Raw genomic sequence first — 12,733 nt, forward strand, 5'->3', positions numbered from 1 at the left:
GCTGCTCGCGCGAGGAGCCTCCCCCCTTGTTCCCTTGCGCAGCCGTGAAAACACCGACCACACACATACGAAACGGAAGACGCACTATGACAGATGCAGCGCTTTCTCCCCATGCGCGACGGATTCGACTCTTCGCCACCGTGGCCATGACGATCGGCGTTCTGTTCGTCCTCGCGGGCATCGGCGCCTGGATCGCCGTGAGCACGCAGCTGGCCGCCGAGAACATCACGGTCTCGAAGGATGCGGCGATTCTCGCCGGGAGCCCCGTGCAGGACCCGGTCACCGCGTTCGCGCAGGCCGAGGTCATCAATCAGCACGCTCTGGAGATGACGGACGGCAAGACGTACGCCGAACTCGGCAAGGACGACCCCCTGCGCGAGACCATGAAGACCGCCTCGACTCTGCGGACGTCGCTGTTCACCTCGGTCATCTCGTTCGGGGTCGCGCTCTTCGCGATCGGCGCCGGTGTCGTGACGATGGTCTTCGCCTACATCGCCATGCTGTCGTTGCGGCGCGAGGTGGTTCCCGCGCACTAGGCATTCCGCAGCGCCCTGTCGCCGCCGAGGGCGATGGCAGGGCGCTGTGGTAGATCCCTCAGAGGTCGGCGTAGCGCCCGCGGAATCCGCAGAAGACGCCGTAGAGGACGAGCCCGGCGCCGATTCCGAGCGTGAGCGCGGGGCCGAAAGGCATCTCGAGCAGCGCGGCGATCGCGGCGTCCAGCCCGCCTACGGCATCCGGATCGACTTTGAATGCGGCGACGAGCAGCAGCACGCCCATGCTCATCAGCGACAGTCCCTTCGCGATGAACCCCGCAGCGCCGAGAGCGGTGACAGCGTGCCCGACGGGACCGTCCGGCAGGCGCATCTTCGCGACGAAGCTGCGCCGCACACCCATGACGGCGAAGGCGACGCCGGCGATCGCGAAGCCTGCCCCCACGCCCCCGAGAACGAACACGCCGCCGGGGACGAAGAGCACACCGCGGCTGACATCCGCCGCCGTCTCATCTGCGTCCGGGCGTGCCCCCAGAGCCACGGACGCTGCGAGGATGCCGATCACGAGGAAGACCGCGGCCTGGCTCCACTCCGAGACGCGTCGACCCCACTTCTGTGCGGCGCTGCCCCGCGGCGCGAGGATGCCATCGAGAACGTGCCACAGAGCCAGCGCCCAGAGCGCAGCGGCCAGCACCCAGAGCAGTGCAAAGCCGAACGGTGCGGCGGCCAGCGCCTTGAAAGCACCCGCCTGATCCGACTCGCCCCGACCGCCCAGAGCCACCGCGAGCACCAGCGACCCGATGAGCACGTGCACGACACCGTTCGCGGCGAAGCCGGCGCGCGCAAGCACGCGCAGGATCGTGGATGACTCGGCTTTGCGCGCGGCCCGACGGGCTTCGCTTCTCATGTGCTCATCCTAGGGATGCCCGGTTGTCGCGCGGGACCAGGCATGGAAGCATCGCAGCATGAGCACAGTCGTCATCGCAGGAGCATCTGGTCTCATCGGCACGGCGCTCGCCGACAGTCTGCGCGCCGATGGCGTCGATGTCGTGCGGCTGGTGCGCCGCCCTGCGCGCGGGACGGATGAGCGGGAGTGGCTGACGGATGCTGCGCCGTTGAACCCCGATGTGCTCGCGGGGGCTTCCGCGGTGGTGGGTGTGAACGGTGCGAGCATCGGGCGTCTGCCGTGGACGCCCGGCTATCGGCAGACATTGCGTGAGTCGCGCCTGCGTCCGACCGAGACGCTGGCCGCGGCCCTGAAGTCGCTCGGCTCCGACGCGCCACCCTTTCTGAGTGGCTCCGCTGTCGGGTACTACGGGTCGCAACCGGGAGTCGAGCTCGATGAGGCCGGTTCCCGCGGTGACACCTTCCTCGCGGAGCTCTGCGTCGAATGGGAAGCGGCCGCGCGCACCGCAGGGGCGTCGACCAGGGTCGTGCACCTGCGCACTGCGCCGATCGTGCATCCGGATGGAGTGCTGAAGCCGCTCATGCGACTGACCGCACTCGGCGTGGGTGGACCGATCGGACGCGGCACGCAGATCTGGCCGTGGATCTCGCTCGAGGATGAGGTGCGCGCCATCCGGTACCTCATCGACGCCGACGTCGAAGGGCCTGTGAATCTCAGCGGTCCCACCCCGGCATCCGCGAACGATCTGGGGCGTGCTGTCGCTCGCGCGATGCATCGTCCGTTCTGGCTCCGCGCACCGGAATGGGCGGTGCGGATCGGCCTCGGGCGCGCGCCAGTCGATTCGCTGCTGACCTCGGATGCGAAGGTCGTTCCGCGCGTTCTCTGTGACGCCGGATTCACCTTTCGGGACGAGACCGTCGAGGCGGCCACGGCGGCGGTGCTCGGCTGAGAGCCCCCTTTCGGGCGGTGAGAGTGCTCGCTAGGTTGTGCAATCGGCCGTCGCCGTCTGAGCGCCGCGCATTACGCTGTGCAGGTGACCAGCCCCGCAACGCCTGCCCCTCCTCTGCTGCCCCCGACCCTGCGCACACTCCTCGGGCTCGCCGCAGCCGCCGTGGTGATCGCGGGCATCTTCTTCGCGAAGGAGATCGTCGGCCCGATCGCGCTCGCGATCGTCATCGTCGTCATCTGCGAACCTCTGCGGGTGCCGCTGGAGCGGCGAGGATGGCCGCGCTGGCTCAGCACGACGAGCGTCATCGCCCTTGCCTACGGGATCCTCCTGGCGATGGGCGCCCTGCTCTGGTTCGCCGGAAACCAGTTCGTCCGGCTCGTGATCGGCCTGACCGACGACGGCGAGCTCGGGAAGCGTCTCGATGAGTTCCTGGCCTGGCTGGAGTCGCTCGGCATCACCGAGCAGACCACCGATTCCCTTGCGCAGGCGCTCGACCCGGCCACTCTGCTGCGGCTTGCCTCCGACGTCGGCGGCACTGTCCTCGCGGTGGCTACGGCGCTCTTCTTCGTCTTCGCCTATGTGATCTTCATGGCCGTCGACGCCGCCCGATATCGGAACGTACCCGGGGCCTTCCGTGCACCGCACGCCGCCGCGATCGAGCGCATCACTCGACTCAACTCGGGCATCCGCCGCTATTTCATCGTCAACGCCGCGTTCGGCGCCATCGTCGCGATCATCGATGGTCTGGCGCTGTGGTGGATGGGCGTGCCGGGACCTGCGATCTGGGCCGTGCTGGCGTTCGTCACGAACTTCATCCCGAACATCGGCTTCGTGCTCGGTGTCATTCCGCCGGCGATCCTCGCCTTTGTCGTCGGGGACTGGCCGATGCTGATCGGCGTGATCGTGGTCTACTCCGTCGTCAATGTCGTTCTGCAGGTGCTCGTGCAGCCGAAGTTCGTGAGCGACGCCGTCGACCTCAGCCTCACGCTGAGCTTCTTCTCGGTGATCTTCTGGACGTTCGTGATCGGGCCCCTCGGTGCGATCCTGTCGATTCCGCTGACACTGGCCACCCGGGCGCTGCTCCTCGAGCCGAATCCCGACGCGCTGTGGCTACGGTGGATCACGGGCGATCGCACGGCCGTGCCGCCGGGTCCACCGCACGAGCATGTCGCGGCCGCAGAGGCAGAGAGCGACGCGGCACCGGAAGATGAGTCCCGCACCGACGAAGATCCGGTCCCGGATGACAGGGCGTGACCTCGCCCGCTACCGACCGTAGGGGTTAGGTCGCACCGCCGACCAGAGCCTCGACCGTCTCGGGGCGACGCCGCGACCGATCTGTCAGCCGTGCGATGAGAGCTGCCGCGAGGACAAGTGCGGCCGCAGTGAAAGCTGTCGCGCCGACCAGCGCTGAGGACGGTTCGTCGATCACGCGGGCGACGCCGATCCAGGCGAGTCCCCAGGCGGTCGCGATCGCAGGGGCCAGGCGCCCGCGGCTCCACAGCGCCGTCGCCACGGAGATCGTCGCTCCCACCACGATCACGATCAGCCCCCAGACCTCCGGGGGCCAGCCGAATCCGTCGAAACCGATCGCGACGAGCCACGCGGTGATGTTCGCGATCGTCGCGACGGTGACCCATCCGAGGTACAGACCCATCGTGGCATCCATCGTCAGCATGTCGACCCATCCGCGAGCGTCCAGCTGTCGCATCCGCACGAAGACGATGATCAGCACGAGCAGCAGCACGGCGATGATCACGACCGAGGCACCGAGGAAGCCCGCCTGCACGCTGAGGATCCAGAGCGCGTTCAGCACCTGAGAGGCCAGGATCCACCAGCCGAGCAGACGATGACGGAGCCGTGCGGCCTGACTGGGGAGCAGCTGCCAGATGGCGTAGCCGAGGAGCCCTGCGTAGATCACCGACCAGATCGAGAAGGCGGGACCGTAGGGGGCGAGCAGCGTGGCGTCCGCAGCGAGCGCGCCGCCCGCCGCATCCTGAACCGGCGTACCGCCGAGCGCCCCGGAGCCGAGGAACGCCCCGAAGAGGGCGAGCAGCCCGCCGAGGAGGACGGTGACCTGCCGCACGCGATCTGCGGGGGTGGGGGTGTTCTCACTCGGTGTGCTCATGCTGGCACCGTACCGAGCGTGATGCCATCGCGGAAGAGGGGTTGCGGCGGGGTGGATTCTCTGAGATGTGCGGATGCTCAGGCAGAGCCGTAGAGCCGTGCGATGTCAGGTGAGTCGAGTCCGTGCCCGTAGGTGGGTCGCTGCGGCCATCCCTCTGGCACATCCTGCCATTCCTCCTGGCGTCCGTAGGGCAGGACGTCCATGAGGCCGTGCAGGTAGCCGAGCTGCTCGGTGCCGCGCGCGTCGGTGTGCCACGCGCGATAGACCGTGTCGCCTGAACGGACGAAGGTGTTGATCGCGAAGCCTTCGCCGGGAGCAGCACCCATGTCGGCACCGAAAGGGCTCTCGGCGCTCGAGTACCAGGTCATCTGGTTGCCGACGCGGTCGCGGTAGGCGAGCGCCTCGTCCAGCGGGCCGTTCGTCACGATGACGAACCGGGCGTCGTACTCCTCCTGGAGGAAGTCCAGGCGCGTGAACTGCGAGGTGTACCCCGTGCATCCCGGGCACTGCCACGTCTCGTGCGGGAACCACATGTGGTGGTAGGTGATCAGCTGTGAGTGCCCGTCGAACATCTCCGCGAGGGTGACGGGGCCGTCTGCGCTCTGCAGGGTGTACGTCGGCAGCTCGACGACGGGAAGCCGCCGTCGCTGGGCTGCGATCGCATCGAGCTCGCGTGTCGCCGCCTTCTCGCGTACGCGCAGGGCGTCGAGGTCGCGTCGCCACGATGCGGCATCGACGATCGGCGGCAGGGGGAGATCGCTCATGAGAAGCCTCCAGTGAGAGTCTTACGTCTGCGCCCGCTCCGGAGGGGCGTCGACCGGGTCAACGGGCACGGCGGGCGGGCGACGGATGCCGATCCACGACACGATCCCGCCGAGGGCCATGAGGATCGCGGTCACCCACGCCGCCGTGTGGAATCCGGCGAGGTCCAGCGTGCCTCCCACGATCGTGGCGAGCAGCGCCACGACGAGCAGACCGGCCACGCGGGCGACGGCGTTGTTCACGGCCGAGGCGATGCCAGAACGGCTCTCGTCGATGGCACCGAGGATGGCGGAGGTCAGCGGCGCGACCGTGATCGCAAGGCCAAGGCCGAGCACGGTCACCGACGGCAGCACCTGCCACCAGTAGTTGAAGTCGAGGGATACCGTCAGGAGCAGGATGGCGCCGACGCCCATGACCAGCGGACCCACGGTCATGAAGATGCGCGGTCCGAAGCGGCCGGCGAGAGCGCCTGCCCGCGAGCTCAACAGCACCATGAGCACCGTCGTCGGCAGACTCGCGAGACCCGCGAGTGTCGCGCTCAGGCCCGCACCCTGCTGCAGATACACGCCGATCACGAAGCCGTTCAGGGCGAGGGCGGCGTACACGAAGAGAGTCGCGAGATTGCCCCAGCCGAAGTTGCGCACAGTGAACAGCGAGAGGGGCATGAGCGGAGCGTCCGACCCCTTCTGTCGCATCAGGAAGAGGGCGAACAGCGCCGCACCGCCGAGGGCGGGGACCCAGATCGCAGGCGAGTCCCAGCCGAGGTTCGGCTGCTCGATGAGTGCGAACACGACGGCCCCGAGGCCGACAGCACAGAGCGCGCCGCTGACCCAGTCGACCCGGGCGCCCCGGGGGTGCTGGGGGAGATCGAGCCGCGCCAGCAGGAACAGCGTCACAGCGATCGGCACGACGTTGATGAGGAACACCCAGCGCCAGGAGGCGTAGTCGACGAAGAGGCCGCCCATGAGTGGCCCGATGAGGAAGGCGGCGGTCGTGAACGCCGTCCAGGCGCCGATCGCCCGTGCCTGCACCTCGCCGCGCATGGTCGCGGTGATCAGGGCGAGCGAACTCGGTACGAGCAGAGCACCGGCGGCCCCTTGAAGCGTGCGGGAGATGATCAGGATCAGCGGGTCGGGCGCGAGTGCGACGGCGACGGATGCGATGCCGAAGGCGATGAGGCCCACCCGCATGATGAGTACGCGACCGTACGCGTCGGAGAGGGAGCCGGCCAGGAGGATGAGTGCGCTCAGCGTGATGAGATACGAGTCCACGACCCACTGCTGCGTGGTGATGCCCCCGCCGAGTTCGCGGCTGATCGCCGGCAGGGCGACGGTCACGACGCTCCCGTCGAGGAAGGTCACGAAGGAGGCCAGGATCGCGACGACGACGACGCCGCGCTGCGTGGAAGTGAACGTGGTCACACGCTGAGCGTACGCCCGTCGGGGATGCTGCGGGAGGGACTCTGCGCGTCCGACTCCTGCTCGTCGAGAGCCTCGCTGATCGCGGTGATGACGCGGGTGGCCGCGGCGAGCTCATCGTCGGTGAAGTCGGCGACGGCTCCGCGCATGGCTCGCAGGCGCACGCCGAAGAGTCGGAAGAACTCCGACTTGGCGAAGTCTGTGAGGGTCACGACGCGGGCGCGGCGGTCGACCGGGTGCGGCCCGCGGAGAACGTGTCCGGACGCCACGAGCCGGTCGAGCAGCTTGGTGGTCGAGGCCGTCGAGATGCGCAGGTGCCGGGCGATGTCGGCGGGGGTGACCTGCGCGCCGCTCTCGGCGCGCATGATCAGCAGCCGGAGCGCGGCGATGTCGGTGATGTTCATGTCCATGCCGAGCTTCATGCCGGTGCTCATCCGGTCATGGGAGTCGCCGAAGGAACGCACGGCGCGAAGCACGTCCATGATGATGGCTTCGCGTTCTCCCATCGGGGATTCGCGCACTTCTTCCTCCCGCAGTCCCGCAACTCAGTATTTCATCATGCAATGAGTTCGGTTATATTGCTAGAGAAACTAGCGATTGGATGCACATGGGTCACGAAGAACGCGTCGTCCTGGTCGACGACGACGGGCAGCCGATCGGTACAGCGCTCAAGAACGAGGTGCATCACGACACCACTCCGCTGCACCTCGCGTTCTCCTGCCATGTCTTCGACGACAACGGCCGGATGCTGATGACACGTCGAGCGCTCACGAAGAAGACCTGGCCCGGAGTGTGGACGAACTCCTTCTGCGGGCACCCCGGCCCAGATGAGCCGATGGAGGAGGCGATCCGTCGTCGGGCACAGCAGGAACTCGGCCTCGAACTCACTGACATCACCCCACTGCTCCCGGACTTCCGCTACTCGGCTGTCGATGCGAGCGGCACGGTCGAGAACGAGATCTGCCCGGTGTACACCGCGCGCGCGACATCGGCGGTGCGACCCGACGCGACTGAGGTTGCAGAGTTCGTCTGGGCTGATCCGAAGGATCTGCGCACAGCGGTGCGGGCGGCCCCCTTCGCATTCAGTCCGTGGTTCGAGCAGCAGCTCGACGAGATTGCCACAGGAGAGAAGACGCCATGGGCAGCGTGAGCGACCACGATCGCGTCGATGAGGAGATCTCGTGCATCATCGACGAGCTTCCGCTGCCCGGGGCATCCGGACACGCGCTCCGTGCGCAGATGCGCGCAGCGACCACCGGAGGAAAGCGGTTCCGCCCGCGCCTCGTGCTGGAGTCTTTCCGTGCCTTCGCTTCGTCGAGCCCGTTCCCCGACAGCCTCTGGCGGGTGGCCGCCGGCTACGAGATCCTGCACGCGGCCTTCGTCGTGCACGACGACATCATCGACCAGGACACCCACCGCCGTGGTCGCTTGAATGTGCGCGGGGATCTGGCGCGCCAGGCGCAGACCGCCGGAGAAGACGAAGCAGCCAGCACCCGCATCGGAGACGCGGGCGCGCTCCTCGTCGGGGACCTGCTGCTGTATGCCGCCTCCCGAACCATCCTCACCGCAGACGCGGAAGCACCCGTGCGGGCACGGCTCGCCGCGCACCTCGATGCCGCGCTCGCCGTGTCGGCGGCCGGGGAGTGGGAAGACGCGACCCGCGCAGGCGCGGACCGCGACGCAGCCCTGGGGATGACCGCCAACAAGACCGCGGTCTACTCGTTCACGGCGCCGTTGTGCGCGGGTGCGGCGCTGGCCGGCGCCGATGAGGACGCAGAGCAGACTCTGCGCGCGGTCGCCCACGAGCTCGGGGTGGCGTTTCAACTCGCCGACGACCTCATCGGGGCCTTCGGGACCGACGCGCAGGCCGGACGGGAAAGCGGTGCGGATCTGCGCGAAGGCAAGCGCACACCCCTCGTGGCGCTGGCGCAGGAGAGTGCCGAGTGGCCGGAGGTCGAGGGTGCGCTCGCGCTCGCGAACACGGGCCCCGTCGCGGTGCGCCGTGCACAGCGGATGCTCGAGCGCAGTGGTGCGCGGGACCGGACCGTCGTTCTGCTGCGCGGACACCTGGAGCGGGCGCGGGCGCAGGCCGCTGAGCTGCCCGTGGGGATCGTGATGCTCGTCGAAGATGTGGCCGCCGAGATCGAAGGGCGAGTGCCATGAGCCGCAGACTCAGCGACAGCGAGCGCTACGACGAGACCGCGTCCGCCGCCGCCGCTGTGGTGATCGGCCACTACTCCACCTCGTTCTCTCTCGCGACGCGGATGTTCGGTCCACGCGTACGCCCCCACGTGCGCAACGTCTACGCGCTGGTGCGCATCGCCGACGAGATCGTGGACGGGCCGGGACGAGGAGCATGCCGTGATGCCGAGGCGCTGCGGACGCTCATCGACGCCCTGGAGAGTGAGACCCTGTCGGCGGTGGCATCTGGCTTCAGCACCGATCTCATCGTCCACGCCTTCGCGCAGACCGCGCGCGAGAGCGGCATCACCGAGGGACTGATCCGCCCGTTCTTCGACTCGATGCGCACCGACATCGACGTGACCGCACATGACTCCACATCGCACGACCGCTACGTCTACGGCTCGGCGGAGGTGGTCGGACTCATGTGCCTGCAGGTCTTCCTCAACGCGGGCTACCACCGGGCGCGGACCGCTCCCGCGCATCTCACCGCGGGAGCGCGGCGCCTCGGGGCGGCCTTTCAGGACATCAACTTCCTCCGCGACAGCGCGCACGACCGTCAGGTCCTCGGGCGTGACTACGTCGGCGCAGATGACCCGGCCCAGCGCGAAGAGGTGCTGCGGCGCATCCGACACGATCTGAATGCGGCCGCACGCGTCATCCCCGACCTTCCGCCGGATTGCCGCCGTGCCGTGATCCTCGCGCACCAGCTGTTCAGCGCGCTCGCCCGACGCCTGGAGACGAACCCGACCGAGCGGGCGTCGGTGCCAACATCGGCCAAGGCGTTCATCGCCGTCCGCGCGCTTCTCGGCGGCTCGGCGAGCGAGGTCGCGGCATGAGTCACGTGATCGTGATCGGCGGGGGAGTGTCAGGTCTTGCCACCGCTGCGCTGCTCGCCGCCGACGGCCACGACGTCGAACTGCACGAGGCGCGCGATCAGCTCGGCGGACGCGCGGGCACGTGGGAGAAAGACGGCTTCCGCTTCGACACCGGGCCCAGCTGGTACCTGATGCCCGAGGTGTTCGAGCACTTCTTCGCTCTGCTCGGCACGAGCGCCGACGAACAGCTCGATCTGGTCGCCCTCGACCCCGCATATCGTGTGTACAGCGAGGGACATCCGCCCTTCGATGTCGTGAGCGGACGGGCGCAGGCCGTCGCGCTCTTCGAGTCGATCGAGGCGGGCGCGGGGGCCAAGATCGATCGCTATCTGGATGCGGCCGAGCACGCGTACCACCTCTCCGTCGACCACTTCCTCTACGACGGCTACCAGAATCTGTCCGGCCTGCGGCATCCGGCCGTGCTGCGCAGCGCGCCCCAGCTCGTGCCGTCGCTGAGCCGTTCCCTGGCGAGGCACGTCGACGCCCGCTTCACCGACACGCGGCTGCGCCAGGTGCTCGGCTACCCGGCGGTGTTCCTCGGGGGCACGCCCTACACCGTGCCCGCCCTGTATCAGCTGATGAGTCACCTCGACCTCAACGACGGGGTGCTCTACCCGCAGGGCGGCATGTACACGTTCGTCGCCGCGTTGGAGCGCCTCGCGCGCGAGCGCGGCGTGCGCGTGCACCTGGGCAGTGACGTGCGGCGGATGCTGGTGAGCGATGGTCGTGCGCACGGCGTCGAGCTCGCCGACGGAACCACTCATGACGCTGACCTCGTCGTCGCCGCCACCGATCTGCACCACCTCGAAGCCGACCTTCTCGGTGGCGCCAGCACCGGACGGAGACGTGAGCGCACACCGAGTTCGGGGGCGCTGCTTCTGCTGCTCGGCGTGCGCGGTGAGGTGCCGCAGCTGGCTCACCACACACTGCTGTTCACCGCCGACTGGCAGCAGAACTTCGATGCGATCACCCGCGCCGGCGGCCACATCCCCGATCCTGCGTCGCTGTACGTCTGCGCCGCGTCGCAGACGGATCCCTCGGTCGCGCCCACGGGAGACACGAACCTCTTCGTGCTCGTCCCCGCACCCGCGAACCCGGAATCCGGGGCGGGGGGAATCGACCGCGGTGGCGACGAGGAGATCGAGCGGACCGCCGATCGTGTCATCGCACAGATCGCCCAATGGTGCGACATTCCGGACCTGGCCGAGCGCATCGTCGTGCGCCGCACGATCACGCCGCAGGACTTCGCGACCGACCTGCGCACCTGGCAGGGCAACGCTCTCGGGATGGCGCACACGCTGCGACAGAGTGCGCTGCTGCGCGATCGCAACACGGTTCCGGGGATCGACGGGCTCTACCGGGTGGGCGCCGACGTCACGCCCGGAATCGGCCTGCCGATGTGCCTGATCTCGGCCGAGATCGTCACCAAGCTCGTCCGCGGTGAGACAGCGCCCGGGCGCATCGGCGCGCTGCGGAGCGCGCTCTGATGCCGGGCCTGTACCTGGCGGCGATCCTCGTGTCGGCGGCGGGCGTCGCCGTCTGCGATGCGCGCTGGCGGCTCGCCCTCTGGCGCGATCGCCGTCGTACGCTGCTTCTGCTCGCGATCGGATGGGGGTTCCTGCTCGTCTGGGACATCGTCGGGATTGCGGCCGGGGTGTTCGTGAAGGGGACGGGCCCGTGGTTTCTGGGCATCGACCTCGCTCCTCATCTGCCCCTCGAAGAGCCGTTCTTCCTCGCCTTCCTCACGTATCTCACGCTCGTGCTGATCGGTGCGGGCGAGAAGTTGTGGCGCCGACGAGGAGCGGATGCCGCGTGACCTACCTGCTCATCAGCCTGCCGTTCCTCGCCGTGACCGTGCTCACGGTCGCGGTCTCCGCTCGCGTTCCCGGCATCGGGCGGCGCTTGCTCGTGTCATCCGCGGCATTCGTCGTGCTCTTCGTTCTCACCGCCATCTTCGACAACCTCATGATCAGCGCAGGCCTCTTCACCTACCCGGAGCCCCTCATCAGCGGCATTCGCATCTTCCTCGCTCCCATTGAGGACTTCGCCTATCCGCTCTGTCTCGCCTTCGGGCTGCCGGCGCTCGCAGCACTCCTCGCGCAGAAGACCGCGCGAAAGAAAGAGAGCGCCTGATGCGCGACACCGTCCGTCAGCTGTTCCTCGCGTCGCGTCCCATCAGCTGGATCAACACCGCCTATCCCTTCGCGGCCGCCTACCTGATGACGGCGCGCGAGATCGATGCCAATCTCATCGTCGGGACGCTGTTCTTCCTCGTGCCCTACAACCTGCTCATGTACGGCATCAATGATGTGTTCGACTACGAGTCTGACCTGCGCAATCCGCGCAAGGGCGGCGCGCACGGTGCGGTGCTCGGAACGCGGATGCACCGCACGACGATCATCAGCGCGGTCGCTCTGAGCGCCCCGTTCCTGGTCTGGATGCTGGTCGTCGGCAACACCGCGAGCCGCATCGTGCTGGCGATCAGCGTGTTCTTCGTCCTGGCGTATTCGGTGCCGAAGCTGCGGTGGAAAGAGGTGCCCTTCCTCGACTCCTTCACGAGCGCCGTGCACTTCGTGTCACCCGCCGTGTACGGTCTCGTCCTCGCCGGGGCGCGCTGGGATGTGTCGCTTGTGCTCATCGTCATCGCGTTCCTCTGCTGGGGCATCGCAAGTCATGCCTTCGGTGCGGTGCAGGACATCACGTCCGACCGGGCGGCGGACATCTCGTCGGTCGGCACGGTGATGGGGGCAGCGCGAACAACCCGCTTCGCGCTGGCTGCCTATGCTGCGGCGGGCGTGCTCATGCTCTTCACGCCGTGGCCGGGCCCGCTGGCGGCCGTACTCGTGGTGCCATACCTCGTCGCGATCTGGCCCTTCCGCTCTCTCGCCGACGAGGAATGCGAGCAGGCGACGCGTGGATGGAAGAGGTTCCTCTGGCTCAACCAGATCGCCGGATTCGGTGTGACCATGCTGCTGATCTGGGTGTGGAATCTGCCGAGCTGATCCCTCGCGTAGGCTCGTGA

Annotated in this window: 15 protein-coding genes; 10 read left to right on the top strand and 5 right to left on the bottom strand. The window is 68.2% G+C overall.

Annotation, left to right across the window (positions count from 1 at the left end):
• The first annotated feature begins 86 nt into the window (after nt 1–86).
• On the top strand, nt 87–536 hold the full coding sequence (locus JOD62_RS09415) for an aromatic ring-opening dioxygenase LigA (RefSeq protein WP_204939038.1): 450 nt from the start codon (nt 87–89) through the stop codon (nt 534–536).
• A 58-nt stretch (nt 537–594) separates the two neighbouring features.
• Here JOD62_RS09415 and JOD62_RS09420 read toward each other — a convergent pair whose 3' ends face one another.
• Nucleotides 595–1,398, bottom strand: coding sequence for a DUF1206 domain-containing protein (locus JOD62_RS09420; protein WP_204939039.1), 804 nt, complete (start codon nt 1,396–1,398; stop codon nt 595–597).
• Nucleotides 1,399–1,456: 58 nt separating this feature from the next.
• On the opposite strand from JOD62_RS09420, the gene JOD62_RS09425 reads away from it, so the two are divergent.
• Nucleotides 1,457–2,347, top strand: coding sequence for a TIGR01777 family oxidoreductase (locus tag JOD62_RS09425; RefSeq protein ID WP_204939040.1), 891 nt, complete (start codon nt 1,457–1,459; stop codon nt 2,345–2,347).
• Between the two features lie 84 nt (nt 2,348–2,431).
• Nucleotides 2,432–3,601: an AI-2E family transporter gene (locus tag JOD62_RS09430; protein WP_271171497.1), complete on the top strand. Its 1,170-nt coding sequence runs from the start codon at nt 2,432–2,434 to the stop codon at nt 3,599–3,601.
• 25 nt (nt 3,602–3,626) lie between these two features.
• Here JOD62_RS09430 and JOD62_RS09435 read toward each other — a convergent pair whose 3' ends face one another.
• The 4 genes from JOD62_RS09435 to JOD62_RS09450 form a co-directional block, all read right to left on the bottom strand.
• A complete protein-coding gene (locus tag JOD62_RS09435; protein ID WP_204939042.1) occupies nt 3,627–4,472 on the bottom strand; it encodes a TspO/MBR family protein in 846 nt (281 codons plus the stop codon).
• Nucleotides 4,473–4,549: 77 nt separating this feature from the next.
• Nucleotides 4,550–5,236, bottom strand: coding sequence for a DUF899 family protein (locus JOD62_RS09440; protein ID WP_204939043.1), 687 nt, complete (start codon nt 5,234–5,236; stop codon nt 4,550–4,552).
• Nucleotides 5,237–5,257: 21 nt separating this feature from the next.
• Nucleotides 5,258–6,655 carry an MFS transporter gene (locus JOD62_RS09445; protein WP_204939044.1) on the bottom strand — a complete coding sequence of 466 codons (1,398 nt, stop codon included), beginning with the start codon at nt 6,653–6,655 and terminating at the stop codon, nt 5,258–5,260.
• A complete protein-coding gene (locus JOD62_RS09450) occupies nt 6,652–7,173 on the bottom strand; it encodes a MarR family winged helix-turn-helix transcriptional regulator (protein WP_307818791.1) in 522 nt (173 codons plus the stop codon). The genes JOD62_RS09445 and JOD62_RS09450 overlap by 4 nt, the downstream gene beginning before the upstream one ends.
• Nucleotides 7,174–7,259: 86 nt before the next feature.
• On the opposite strand from JOD62_RS09450, the gene idi reads away from it, so the two are divergent.
• Genes idi through JOD62_RS09485 form a run of 7 tightly spaced genes read left to right on the top strand, consistent with a single transcriptional unit; the run spans nt 7,260 to nt 12,713 of the window.
• Nucleotides 7,260–7,802: an isopentenyl-diphosphate Delta-isomerase gene (gene idi / locus JOD62_RS09455; protein ID WP_204939045.1), complete on the top strand. Its 543-nt coding sequence runs from the start codon at nt 7,260–7,262 to the stop codon at nt 7,800–7,802.
• Nucleotides 7,790–8,815 carry a polyprenyl synthetase family protein gene (locus JOD62_RS09460; protein WP_204939046.1) on the top strand — a complete coding sequence of 342 codons (1,026 nt, stop codon included), beginning with the start codon at nt 7,790–7,792 and terminating at the stop codon, nt 8,813–8,815. The genes idi and JOD62_RS09460 overlap by 13 nt, the downstream gene beginning before the upstream one ends.
• A complete protein-coding gene (locus JOD62_RS09465) occupies nt 8,812–9,672 on the top strand; it encodes a phytoene/squalene synthase family protein (protein ID WP_204939047.1) in 861 nt (286 codons plus the stop codon). Before JOD62_RS09460 ends, JOD62_RS09465 begins: the two co-directional genes overlap by 4 nt.
• The gene (gene crtI, locus JOD62_RS09470) at nt 9,669–11,198 is read left to right on the top strand and encodes a phytoene desaturase family protein (protein ID WP_204939048.1); all 1,530 of its coding nucleotides are present in this window, start codon (nt 9,669–9,671) and stop codon (nt 11,196–11,198) included. The genes JOD62_RS09465 and crtI overlap by 4 nt, the downstream gene beginning before the upstream one ends.
• Nucleotides 11,198–11,527 carry a lycopene cyclase domain-containing protein gene (locus tag JOD62_RS09475; RefSeq protein WP_204939049.1) on the top strand — a complete coding sequence of 110 codons (330 nt, stop codon included), beginning with the start codon at nt 11,198–11,200 and terminating at the stop codon, nt 11,525–11,527. The genes crtI and JOD62_RS09475 overlap by 1 nt, the downstream gene beginning before the upstream one ends.
• Entirely contained in the window at nt 11,524–11,844 is a 321-nt protein-coding gene (locus JOD62_RS09480) for a lycopene cyclase domain-containing protein (protein ID WP_204939050.1), read from the top strand. The genes JOD62_RS09475 and JOD62_RS09480 overlap by 4 nt, the downstream gene beginning before the upstream one ends.
• A complete protein-coding gene (locus JOD62_RS09485; protein WP_204939051.1) occupies nt 11,844–12,713 on the top strand; it encodes a prenyltransferase in 870 nt (289 codons plus the stop codon). The genes JOD62_RS09480 and JOD62_RS09485 overlap by 1 nt, the downstream gene beginning before the upstream one ends.
• Nucleotides 12,714–12,733 lie beyond the last annotated feature (20 nt).

The sequence above is a fragment of the Microbacterium keratanolyticum genome (genome assembly GCF_016907255.1).
GTDB classification, from domain to species: Bacteria; Actinomycetota; Actinomycetes; order Actinomycetales; family Microbacteriaceae; genus Microbacterium; species Microbacterium keratanolyticum.

Excerpts from the sequence above, each read along its gene's own strand:
- JOD62_RS09415 (WP_204939038.1), top strand. The coding sequence starts at position 87 with ATGACAGATGCAGCGCTTTCTCCCCATGCGCGACGGATTCGACTCTTC.
- JOD62_RS09420 (WP_204939039.1), bottom strand. The coding sequence starts at position 1,398 with ATGAGAAGCGAAGCCCGTCGGGCCGCGCGCAAAGCCGAGTCATCCACG.
- JOD62_RS09425 (WP_204939040.1), top strand. The coding sequence starts at position 1,457 with ATGAGCACAGTCGTCATCGCAGGAGCATCTGGTCTCATCGGCACGGCG.
- JOD62_RS09435 (WP_204939042.1), bottom strand. The coding sequence starts at position 4,472 with ATGAGCACACCGAGTGAGAACACCCCCACCCCCGCAGATCGCGTGCGG.
- JOD62_RS09440 (WP_204939043.1), bottom strand. The coding sequence starts at position 5,236 with ATGAGCGATCTCCCCCTGCCGCCGATCGTCGATGCCGCATCGTGGCGA.
- idi (WP_204939045.1), top strand. The coding sequence starts at position 7,260 with ATGGGTCACGAAGAACGCGTCGTCCTGGTCGACGACGACGGGCAGCCG.
- JOD62_RS09460 (WP_204939046.1), top strand. The coding sequence starts at position 7,790 with ATGGGCAGCGTGAGCGACCACGATCGCGTCGATGAGGAGATCTCGTGC.
- JOD62_RS09465 (WP_204939047.1), top strand. The coding sequence starts at position 8,812 with ATGAGCCGCAGACTCAGCGACAGCGAGCGCTACGACGAGACCGCGTCC.
- crtI (WP_204939048.1), top strand. The coding sequence starts at position 9,669 with ATGAGTCACGTGATCGTGATCGGCGGGGGAGTGTCAGGTCTTGCCACC.
- JOD62_RS09475 (WP_204939049.1), top strand. The coding sequence starts at position 11,198 with ATGCCGGGCCTGTACCTGGCGGCGATCCTCGTGTCGGCGGCGGGCGTC.
- JOD62_RS09485 (WP_204939051.1), top strand. The coding sequence starts at position 11,844 with ATGCGCGACACCGTCCGTCAGCTGTTCCTCGCGTCGCGTCCCATCAGC.